The following is a 10,959-nucleotide window of genomic DNA, read 5'->3' on the forward strand; positions in this document are numbered from 1 at the left end:
ATGGCAACGATCGAAGAGTGCCGCGTCGCACTCGAGAAGCTCTCCGACAACATGCAGAAGGCCGACGGGAATGTCCGCGCAGCCGCGGCCATGGACCGTTCGGTCAGCTGCCGGATCACCGATCTCGACGTCACCTTCGTCGGGCGGCTGACCGGCGGCCGGATCGTGGTGGACGAGACCGTGGAGGGCCTTCCCCCGGAGAAGGCCCAGATCAGGCTGACCATGGCCGGTGACGACCTGGTCGCCATGGTCGACGGCGGGCTGAACTTCGCGAAGGCCTGGGGCTCGGGCCGGGTGAAGCTGGAGGCCAACGTGTTCGACCTGTTCCGCCTCAGGAAGCTTCTGTAGCGGGCACCTTGTCGAGGTCGGTCCGCGCCCGCGTACGTGCCTTGCGCGCCGCCGGCACCACCAGCGGCGTCCCCGTCTCCGGGTCGTCGATGACCTGGCAGCGCAGCCCGAAGACCTCCTCGACCAGTTCCGCCGTGACGATGTCGCCCGGCGCCCCCTCCGCGATCACCGCGCCCTCCCGCAGCGCGATGAGGTGGGTGGCGTACCGGGCCGCGTGGTTGAGGTCGTGCAGCACCGCGACCAGCGTGCGGCCCTGCTCCTCGTGCAGCTCGGCGCAGAGGTCGAGGACGTCGATCTGGTGCTGGATGTCCAGATAGGTGGTCGGCTCGTCGAGCAGCAGCAGGGGCGTCTGCTGGGCGAGCGCCATCGCGATCCACACGCGCTGCCGCTGCCCGCCGGAGAGTTCGTCGACATAGCGATCGGCCAGCTCGGCGACCCCGGTCTGCGCCATCGACTCCCGTACGACCCGCTCGTCCTCCTGGGACCACTGGCGCAGGATGCCCTGGTGCGGGTACCGGCCGCGGCCCACGAGGTCGCCGACGGTGATCCCGTCGGGCGCGATGGACGACTGCGGGAGCAGGCCGAGCGTCCGCGCGACCTTCTTCGCGGGCATCGACTGGATGACCTGCCCGTCGAGCAGCACCCGGCCCTCGCTCGGCTTCAGCATCCGCGAAAGCGCCCTCAGCAGCGTGGACTTGCCGCACGCGTTCGGGCCGACGATCACCGTGAAGGAGTTGTCGGGGATCTCCACCGACAGCTCGCGCGCGATGACGCGCTGGTCGTAGGCGAGGGTGACGTTCTCGGCGGACAGGCGGTTCACGGTGCTCCTTCGGTTGGCCTCGTTCGCCGAGGTGTTCGTATTCGCGTTCTTCTCCGTGGTCATATCCGGCCCGCCTTGCGCTCGGTGACCAGGAGCCACAGGAGGTAGACCCCGCCGAGGACTCCGGTGACCACGCCCACGGGCAACTGGTCGGCGCCGAAGGCCCGTTGGGAGGCCCAGTCGGCGGTGACGAGCAGGGTGGCGCCCATGCACAGCGAGGACACCAGGTTGGGGCCCGGCGAGCGGGTCAGCCGCCGGGCCAACTGCGGCGCCGTGAGGGCGACGAAGCCGACGGGTCCGGCCGCGGCGGTCGCGGCGGCGGTGAGCAGCACGGCGGCCACCATCAGCAGCAGCCGTACGCGCTCGACCCGCACCCCGAGGGCGTACGACACGTCGTCGCCCATCTCCATCATCCGCAGCCCGCGCGCGTTGGCGAGGACGAGCGGCAGCAGTACGGCGCACAGCGCGAGCAGCGGCCAGACCTGGGTCCAGTCACGGCCGTTGAGGGAACCGGTCATCCACACGACCGCGCGGGCCGCGTCGACGAGGTCGGCCTTGGTGAGCAGATAGCCGTTGACGGCGGTGACGACGGCGGAGACGCCGATGCCGACCAGGACGAGCCGGTACCCGTGCACCCCCTGCTTCCAGGCGAGCAGATAGATCGCGAGCCCGGTCACCAGACCGCCGACGAGCGCCCCGAAGGTGACGGCGGTCGCGCTGCCGGAGAACAGCACGATCATGACGAGCGCCCCGGCGGTCGCCCCCTGCGAGAGGCCGAGGACGTCCGGACTGCCCAGCGGATTACGGGAGATGGACTGGAACAACGCACCGCCCAGCCCGAGCGAGGCGCCGACCAGCAGCCCGACGAGGACCCGCGGCAGCCGCAGCTCGTTGACGATGAACTCCTGGCCCGCGTCACCGCCCCCGAACAGCGTCTTGAGCACGTCACCGGCCGAGATCGGGAAGTCGCCGGTACCGATCAGCACGACACTCGCGGCGAGCGCGCAGACGAGGAGCAGGACGACGACCGTGAGGGCACGGAGATCGAGGCGGAGGGAGAGACCACCGGTCCGTACGGCCTGGACCCGGGAGGCCCCCATACGTGAAGTCTTCACAGCTGAGCCGTCCTTCGGCGCCGCACGAGAAAGATGAAGACGGGACCGCCGAGGACCGCGGTCACGATGCCGACCTGCAGCTCCGCGGGCCGCGCGATCAACCGGCCCAGGACGTCCGCGCCGAGCAGCAGCACGGGCGACAGGACCGTGGCGTACGGCAGGATCCAGCGCAGGTCGGGGCCAGTGAAGGAGCGCACCACGTGCGGGACCATCAGGCCGACGAACACGATCGGCCCGCAGGCGGCGGTCGCGGCTCCGCACAGCACGGTCGCGGAGAGCATGGCGAGCGCCCGGGTGCGGTTGAGGTTGGCGCCGAGGGCGCGGGCGGTGTCGTCGCCCATCGCCACCGCGTTCAGCGGCCGGGCGAGCAGCAGTGAGACGACGGTGCCGACCGCGAGGAACGGCGCGACCTGGGTGATGGTCGATCCGGTGGCCGAGGACAGTGAACCGACCGTCCAGAAGCGCATCTTGGAGAGCGCCGCGTCGTCCATGATCATGACGGCCTGGAGATAGCCGTAGAGCGCGGCGCTGATCGCGGTACCGGCGAGGGCGAGGCGCACGGGGGTGGCCCCCCGGCTGCCGCCGAGGAACCAGACCAGCGCCCCGACGACGGCCGCGCCCGCGAAGGCGAACCAGACGTAGCCGCTCAGCGAGGTGACGCCGAAATACGTGATCGCGGTGACGACCGCGGCCGAGGCGCCGGCGTTGATGCCGAGCAGCCCCGGGTCCGCGAGGGGGTTTCGGGTGAGCGCCTGGAGGACCGCACCGGAGAGGCCGAGCGCGGCTCCGGCGAGCAGCCCGAGGACCGTACGGGAGATACGGTCGTCGACCACGATGTCGGCGTACGTCCCCGAGTCATGGAACAGGCCGTGCCACACATCCCCCAACGGCAGCGATTTCGCGCCGATCGCGATGCTCGCCAGGGCGACGAGCAGCAGGAGCACCACGGAGACGAAGAGCCCAAGGACTCGTACCGCCCTGCGGGTCGGGGGCGCGGGGGCGGTCTCCGCGCGCTGTTCTGGGGGACTGTCGACCAACACGAGGTTAGGTTAGCCTACCCTCGCATACGGCCCGGAGGGCGAGTCCCTGTCCGGAAGGTGAGCCCCCTCGTCACAGCCCCAGTCGCGCCAGCGCCTTCTCCGCGTCCAGCGCGCAGGAGCCGTCCCCGGCCGCCGTCCAGGCCGCCGCGCAGAGCGCGCGCAGCCCGTCCAGGGGCTCGCCCTCACCGTCGAGTTCCAGCCGCTCCCGGCCCGCCTTCGCCGTCCAACCCCCGCAACGGAAGCCGTCTCCCGCCTCGCTGACCTCGGGCTGCCCGGTGAGCATGCCCCGCAGATCGGCGTCGACGTACGTCGGCCGGTGCTGCGGCGGCGCGGCAAGAAGCTGCGCTCCGTCGGTCACGCCCGTCAGCACGAGCAGCGAGTCGACCTCGCCGTTGAACGCCCCCTCGATGTCCGTGTCCAGCCGGTCCCCCACGACCAACGGCCGCTCGGCGCCCGTCCGCAGGATCGTCTCCTTGTGCATCGGAGGCAACGGCTTCCCCGCCACCTGCGGCTCGGCCCCGGTCGCGATCCGTACGACCTCCACCGCCGCGCCGTTGCCCGGCGCGATACCGCGCGCGCTCGGGATCGTCAGGTCGGTGTTGGACGCGAACCACGGCACCCCGCGCGCGATGGCGTAACAGGCCTCGGCGAACCGCCCCCACACCAGGTCCGGGCCGCCGTAGCCCTGCACGACCGCCACCGGATCGTCGTCCGCCGAGTCGACGGGCTCGAGTCCGCGCTCGCGCAGCGCGACCCGCAGCCCCTCCCCGCCGATCACCAGCACCCGGGAGCCGGCCGGCACCTGCTCGCTGATCAGCCGGGCGACGGCCTGCGCGGAGGTGATGACGTCATCGGCCTCCGTCGGTATCCCCAGCTCAGTGAGATGCTCCGCCACCGCGTCGGGCGTCCGCAGCGCGTTGTTGGTGACGTAGGCGAGCCGCATCCCGCCCGCGCGGGCCGTGGCGAGCGAGTCGACGGCATGCGCGATCGCGTTGCCCCCCGCGTACACCACCCCGTCGAGGTCGAGCAGCGCCGTGTCGTACGCCTCGCTCAGGGCCCGGCCACTGCCCTCGGGACTCGTCCTGACGCTCTGGCTCATTCCACATCGCTCCTCGTTCGATCGCTTTCACCCGATCATCCCGCACGCCACTGACACACGTACGATGCCGGGATGAACACCGCAGGTCACTCGGAAGCAACGGAGCGCCGAGGCCTGGAACTCACCCCGTTCCGAGGCCTCCGCTACGACCCCGACCTGGTCGGCAGCCTGGCCGCCGTGACGTCCCCACCGTACGACGTCGTCGTACGCCCCGACGGTCTGCACCATCTCCAGGACTCCGACCCGCACAACATCGTCCGGCTGATCCTCCCGCAGGCCGTCACCCCCAGTGCCCGCAACGAACAGGCAGCCGACACCCTGCACCGCTGGCTCTCCGAGGGAGTCCTCACCACCGACCCCGAGCCCGGCCTGTACGTCTACGAACAGCACGACGGCAACGGCCTGTTGCAACGCGGCATCATCGGCGCCCTGCGTCTGACGGACCCGTCGGAGGGCGTGGTCCTGCCGCACGAGGACGTCATGCCGCACGTGATCGCGGACCGCGCGGCCCTCATGCGCGCCACCTCCGCGAACCTCGAACCCCTGCTCCTCACCTACCGGGGCAACGGCTCACCGTCCGACACGACCACGGTCGTCGAGCGCATCGCCGAGGACCCCCCACTGCTCTCGACGACCACGGAGGACGGCTACAGCCACCGCCTCTGGGCGGTCACCGACCCCACCGAGCTGACCCGCATCCAGACGGACCTGTCCCACCACCAGGCCCTCATCGCCGACGGCCACCACCGCTGGGCGACCTACCGACGTCTACGCGCGGAGCACCCCTCCCCCAGCCCCTGGGACTACGGCCTGGTCCTCCTCGTCGACACGGCCCGCTACCCGCTCCGCGTCCGCGCGATCCACCGCCTCCTGCACGGCGTCCCGGTCGCCGACGCCCTGGCCGCCCTCGACGGCCTGTTCCGCGTCCAGCACCTCGAAGTGCCCCTCCCGGAAGCCCTGGAGGCCCTCGCCGACGCGGCCTGCGCGGGCAACGCCTTCCTCCTCGCCGGCGACGGCGCCTTCCACCTGGTGGACCACCCGGACCCGGACCTCCTGGCCCGTACGATCCCGGCCGACCGCCCCGCCGCCTGGCGCACCCTGGACGCCACAGTCCTGCACTCCACCCTCCTGGACCACGTCTGGCTCATCCCCGAGGATGACCCATCCCGCATCGCCTACATCCACGACACCGCCGCCACCGTCCGCAAGGCCGAACGCGACGGCGGTACGGCCGTGTTGATGCACCCCGTCCGCGAGGAGGTCGTACGCGACCTGGCCCTCCAGGGCGTCACGATGCCCCGCAAGTCGACGTCCTTCGGCCCGAAGCCGGCGTCGGGGCTGGTGCTGCGCGCGCTGGAACCCTGAGGCACCGGGAACGCGAGAAGGGCGGGACCCCGGTGTCGGGGTCCCGCCCTTTCGTCACTGCTGACGTGCGTCGCCGTCAGTTCTTGTCGTCGTCCTTGTCGTCGTCCTTGGCCTCGACAGCGGCGGTGGGCTCGGCGACAGGCTCGTCGTCGTCTTCATCGTCTTCGATGTCGTCGTCTTCGTCGTCGACATCCACCTCGTCGGCTACGGAGGCCTCGTCGGCGATCTCGGAGTCGGCATCCGTGTCGGCATCGACGACGTCGCTGTCGTCCTCGTCCTCGACGAACGCGTCGACGAACTCGACACCGTCCATCTCGGCGAGCCGGTCCGACGCGTCCGTGCTGCCGTCCTTGTCGGACTCCACGGCCTTGGCGAACCACTCCCGCGCCTCGTCCTCACGCCCGGCGGCGAGCAGGGCGTCGGCGTAGGCGTACCGCAGGCGCGCGGTCCACGGCTGCACGGTGTTCGAGGCCAGCTCGGGGCTCTGGAGGGTGACGATGGCCGCGTCGAGCTGGTCCATGTCACGCCGGGCACCGGCCGCGACGAGCCGCATCTCGACCTGACCGGCCTTGTCGAGCTTGTGCACCTCGGGGGCGCCGGCCATCTCCAGCGCCTTCTCGGGCCGCCCGAGCCCACGCTCGCAGTCGGCCATCACGGGCCACAGGTCCACGCTGCCGGTCATCCGCCGCGCGGCCCGGAACTCGGCCAGCGCCTCGCTGTACTTCTGGTTCGCGTACGCGGCGAACCCGGCCGCCTCACGTACGGCGGCGACACGCGACGCCAGCCGCAGCGCGATCTTGGAGTAGGCGTAGGCGCCCTCGGGGTCCTCGTCGATGAGCCGGGCGACCATCACCAGGTTCTTCGAGACGTCCTCCGCGAGCCCCTTCGGCAGGCTCAGCAGCTCCTGACGTACGTCCTTGTCGATCTCCTCGCCCGTAACGTCCTCGGGGATCGGCAGCCGCTTGATCGGCTCGCGGTCGCGGTCACGTTCCCGGTCGTCCCGGAACCGGCTGCCGCCACCACGGCGGTCGTCGCCCCGACGGTCGTCACGCCGGTCGTCGCGGCGGGGGTAGCTGCCGCGCTCACCGCGGTCGTCGTCACGGCGGAACGCGGGACGGTCGCCTCGGCTGTCGTCACGGCGGAAGCCACCGGGACGGCTTCCGCGATCGCCGCCGCGGTCATCGCGGCGGGGACCGGCCGGACGGTCGTCCCGACGCGGGGCCGCGGAACGGTCGTCGCGCCGAGGACCGGCGGAACGATCGTCACGGCGGGGGTACGGCTGTCATCACGGCGGAAAGCCGGACGCTCACCACCACGGTCGTCGCGACGCGGGCCTGACGGACGGTCGTCGCGACGGGGGTAGCTGCCGCGGTCACCGCGGTCGTCATCGCGCCGGAACGCGGGACGGTCACCGTCACGGCGGTCGTCCCTACGGTCATCGCGGCGGAAGGGCGGACGCTCGCCGCCCCGGTTGTCACTTCGGCTGTCGCTGCGGTCGTCACGGCGGAACGCGGGACGCTCGCCTCGGCTGTCGTCACGGCGGAAGCCACCGGGACGGCTTCCGCGATCGCCGCCGCGGTCATCCCGGCGGGGACCGGCCGGACGGTCGTCACGACGCGGGCCGGCGGAACGGTCTTCGCGCCCGCGGTACCCACCGCGATCGCCACCGCCACCGCTGCCACCACGGTCGTCGCGGCGGTCGTCACGCCGGAAACCGCCACCGCCACCGCGGTTGTCGTCACGCCGGAAGGGCGGACGCTCGCCCCGGCTGTCATCGCGCCGGAAGCCACCGCGATCGCCACGGTTGACGTCGCGACGCTCGCCGCCCCGGTTGTCACCTCGGCTGTCGCTGCGGTCGTCACGGCGGAACGCGGGACGCTCACCACGGCTGTCGTCACGCCGGAAACCACCGGGACGCCCACCGCGCTCACCACCACGGTCGTCACGACGAGGACCGGCGGGCCGGTCATCACGCCGCGGAGCCGCAGAACGGTCATCGCGACGCGGGCCGGCGGAACGGTCGTCGCGCCCGCGGTACCCACCGCGATCGCCACCGCTGCCACCACGGTCGTCGCGGCGGGGCGCGCCGCCACGGTTGTCGTTGCCGCGATCGTTGCTACGACTCGGGCCTCCGCGGTACCCGCCACGGTCGCCGCGGTCACCACTGTCCCGTCGCCGCTCGTCGCGCTCCGGTCGGTCCTCGGGAGAGTTGGTGGACATCGGTGACTCCTGTCTTCGGTACCGCAAGTCATTCTCGCGCAGCCAGGTACTCGGCGCGCTCCGGGCTGTGCTTGTGCTCAGCTGTGCTTGTTTCAAAGCACGAAAAAGAAAAGGACCCCTGGTCCCAGCGTGAACGCTGGGACCAGGGGTCCTCCAAAGATTGTTCGGCGGCGTCCTACTCTCCCACAGGGTCCCCCCTGCAGTACCATCGGCGCTGTAAGGCTTAGCTTCCGGGTTCGGAATGTAACCGGGCGTTTCCCTCACGCTATGACCACCGAAACCCTAATGGTTTCGAGCGAACAAGCACACTTTTCTGTTGTGTGGTTCAAGCTCTAGCCGACAACTGTTCGTTGTCTCAGAACTAACACAGTGGACGCGAGCAACTGAGGACAAGCCCTCGGCCTATTAGTACCGGTCACCTCCAGCGGTTACCCGCCTTCCAGATCCGGCCTATCAANACCCACATCAACCGCACCACTGCCGTGACCATGGCAATGGGGTTGTTCGTGGTTTCAGAACCAACACAGTGGACGCGAGCAACTGAGGACAAGCCCTCGGCCTATTAGTACCGGTCACCTCCAGCGGTTACCCGCCTTCCAGATCCGGCCTATCAACCCAGTCGTCTACTGGGAGCCTTAACCCCTCAAAGGGGGTGGGAACACTCATCTCGAAGCAGGCTTCCCGCTTAGATGCTTTCAGCGGTTATCCCTCCCGAACGTAGCCAACCAGCCATGCCCTTGGCAGAACAACTGGCACACCAGAGGTTCGTCCGTCCCGGTCCTCTCGTACTAGGGACAGCCCTTCTCAATGTTCCTGCGCGCGCAGCGGATAGGGACCGAACTGTCTCACGACGTTCTAAACCCAGCTCGCGTACCGCTTTAATGGGCGAACAGCCCAACCCTTGGGACCGACTCCAGCCCCAGGATGCGACGAGCCGACATCGAGGTGCCAAACCATCCCGTCGATATGGACTCTTGGGGAAGATCAGCCTGTTATCCCCGGGGTACCTTTTATCCGTTGAGCGACGGCGCTTCCACAAGCCACCGCCGGATCACTAGTCCCGACTTTCGTCCCTGCTCGACCCGTCGGTCTCACAGTCAAGCTCCCTTGTGCACTTACACTCAACACCTGATTGCCAACCAGGCTGAGGGAACCTTTGGGCGCCTCCGTTACTCTTTAGGAGGCAACCGCCCCAGTTAAACTACCCATCAGACACTGTCCCTGATCCGGATCACGGACCCAGGTTAGACATCCAGCACGACCAGACTGGTATTTCAACGACGACTCCACAACCACTGGCGTGGCCGCTTCAAAGTCTCCCAGCTATCCTACACAAGCCGAACCGAACACCAATATCAAACTGTAGTAAAGGTCCCGGGGTCTTTCCGTCCTGCTGCGCGAAACGAGCATCTTTACTCGTAGTGCAATTTCACCGGGCCTATGGTTGAGACAGTCGAGAAGTCGTTACGCCATTCGTGCAGGTCGGAACTTACCCGACAAGGAATTTCGCTACCTTAGGATGGTTATAGTTACCACCGCCGTTTACTGGCGCTTAAGTTCTCAGCTTCGCCAAGACGAATCCTGACTAACCGGTCCCCTTAACGTTCCAGCACCGGGCAGGCGTCAGTCCGTATACATCGCCTTACGGCTTCGCACGGACCTGTGTTTTTAGTAAACAGTCGCTTCTCGCTGGTCTCTGCGGCCACCCCCAGCTCAAGGAGCAAGTCCTCTCACCAGTGATGGCCCCCCTTCTCCCGAAGTTACGGGGGCATTTTGCCGAGTTCCTTAACCATAGTTCACCCGAACGCCTCGGTATTCTCTACCTGACCACCTGAGTCGGTTTAGGGTACGGGCCGCCATGAAACTCGCTAGAGGCTTTTCTCGACAGCATAGGATCATCCACTTCACCACAATCGGCTCGGCATCAGGTCTCAGCCTTATGTGCGACGGATTTACCTATCGCACGGCCTACACCCTTACCCCGGGACAACCACCGCCCGGGATGGACTACCTTCCTGCGTCACCCCATCACTCACCTACTACCACCTTGGGCCGGCGGCTCCACCACTTTCCATTCCCCGAAGGGTCCGGAACGGCTTCACGGCCTTAGCATCAGAAGGTTCGATGTTTGACGCTTCACAGCGGGTACCGGAATATCAACCGGTTATCCATCGACTACGCCTGTCGGCCTCGCCTTAGGTCCCGACTTACCCTGGGCAGATCAGCTTGACCCAGGAACCCTTAGTCAATCGGCGCACACGTTTCTCACGTGTGTATCGCTACTCATGCCTGCATTCTCACTCGTGAACCGTCCACCACTAGCTTCCGCTGCGGCTTCACCCGGCACACGACGCTCCCCTACCCATCCATACAGGCGTTGGCCCTGTTGTATGAATGACACGACTTCGGCGGTACGCTTGAGCCCCGCTACATTGTCGGCGCGGAATCACTAGACCAGTGAGCTATTACGCACTCTTTCAAGGGTGGCTGCTTCTAAGCCAACCTCCTGGTTGTCTCTGCGACTCCACATCCTTTCCCACTTAGCGTACGCTTAGGGGCCTTAGTCGATGCTCTGGGCTGTTTCCCTCTCGACCATGGAGCTTATCCCCCACAGTCTCACTGCCGCGCTCTCACTTACCGGCATTCGGAGTTTGGCTAAGGTCAGTAACCCGGTAGGGCCCATCGCCTATCCAGTGCTCTACCTCCGGCAAGAAACACACGACGCTGCACCTAAATGCATTTCGGGGAGAACCAGCTATCACGGAGTTTGATTGGCCTTTCACCCCTAACCACAGGTCATCCCCCAGGTTTTCAACCCTGGTGGGTTCGGTCCTCCACGAAGTCTTACCTCCGCTTCAACCTGCCCATGGCTAGATCACTCCGCTTCGGGTCTTGAGCGCGCTACTGAATCGCCCTGTTCGGACTCGCTTTCGCTACGGCTTCCCCACACGG

Annotated in this window: 8 protein-coding genes and 2 rRNA genes (1 of these 10 only partly in view); 2 read left to right on the forward strand and 8 right to left on the reverse strand. The window is 67.9% G+C overall.

Going from position 1 to position 10,959, the window contains the following annotated elements; translation table 11 throughout:
- Window positions 1-348, forward strand: coding sequence for an SCP2 sterol-binding domain-containing protein (locus tag JHN45_RS08330; protein ID WP_200712113.1), 348 nt, complete (start codon window positions 1-3; stop codon window positions 346-348).
- Here the strand turns inward: JHN45_RS08330 and JHN45_RS08335 are convergent.
- The 4 genes from JHN45_RS08335 to JHN45_RS08350 all read right to left on the reverse strand — a co-directional run bounded on the left by JHN45_RS08335 (window position 332) and on the right by JHN45_RS08350 (window position 4,422).
- The gene (locus tag JHN45_RS08335; protein ID WP_201048574.1) at window positions 332-1,231 is read right to left on the reverse strand and encodes an ABC transporter ATP-binding protein; all 900 of its coding nucleotides are present in this window, start codon (window positions 1,229-1,231) and stop codon (window positions 332-334) included. The genes JHN45_RS08330 and JHN45_RS08335 overlap by 17 nt on opposite strands.
- Window positions 1,228-2,268, reverse strand: coding sequence for an iron chelate uptake ABC transporter family permease subunit (locus JHN45_RS08340; RefSeq protein ID WP_201048575.1), 1,041 nt, complete (start codon window positions 2,266-2,268; stop codon window positions 1,228-1,230). Before JHN45_RS08340 ends, JHN45_RS08335 begins: the two co-directional genes overlap by 4 nt.
- Window positions 2,269-2,279: 11 nt before the next feature.
- Window positions 2,280-3,323, reverse strand: coding sequence for an iron ABC transporter permease (locus JHN45_RS08345; RefSeq protein WP_200712116.1), 1,044 nt, complete (start codon window positions 3,321-3,323; stop codon window positions 2,280-2,282).
- A gap of 70 nt (window positions 3,324-3,393) precedes the next feature.
- Complete coding sequence (locus JHN45_RS08350) at window positions 3,394-4,422, reverse strand: HAD hydrolase-like protein (RefSeq protein ID WP_200712117.1); 1,029 nt, start codon at window positions 4,420-4,422, stop codon at window positions 3,394-3,396.
- Between the two features lie 72 nt (window positions 4,423-4,494).
- Here JHN45_RS08350 and JHN45_RS08355 point away from each other — a divergent pair, with 72 nt between their 5' ends.
- Window positions 4,495-5,787, forward strand: a complete 1,293-nt coding sequence (locus tag JHN45_RS08355; protein ID WP_200712118.1) for a DUF1015 family protein — start codon at window positions 4,495-4,497, stop codon at window positions 5,785-5,787.
- A gap of 76 nt (window positions 5,788-5,863) precedes the next feature.
- On the opposite strand, the gene JHN45_RS08360 is transcribed toward JHN45_RS08355, so the two are convergent.
- The 4 genes from JHN45_RS08360 to JHN45_RS08375 all read right to left on the reverse strand — a co-directional run.
- Window positions 5,864-6,745 (reverse strand): tetratricopeptide repeat protein, encoded by an 882-nt coding sequence (locus JHN45_RS08360; RefSeq protein WP_268982218.1) that lies wholly within the window; start codon window positions 6,743-6,745, stop codon window positions 5,864-5,866.
- Between the two features lie 304 nt (window positions 6,746-7,049).
- Complete coding sequence (locus JHN45_RS08365; RefSeq protein ID WP_201048576.1) at window positions 7,050-7,949, reverse strand: hypothetical protein; 900 nt, start codon at window positions 7,947-7,949, stop codon at window positions 7,050-7,052.
- 220 nt (window positions 7,950-8,169) lie between these two features.
- Window positions 8,170-8,286: ribosomal RNA gene (rrf, locus tag JHN45_RS08370) — 5S ribosomal RNA — on the reverse strand.
- A 263-nt stretch (window positions 8,287-8,549) separates the two neighbouring features.
- A 23S ribosomal RNA gene (locus JHN45_RS08375) occupies window positions 8,550-10,959 on the reverse strand; it runs 711 nt beyond the window's last position.

The sequence above is a fragment of the Streptomyces sp. MBT53 genome, assembly GCF_016654115.1.
Lineage (GTDB): Bacteria > Actinomycetota > Actinomycetes > Streptomycetales > Streptomycetaceae > Streptomyces.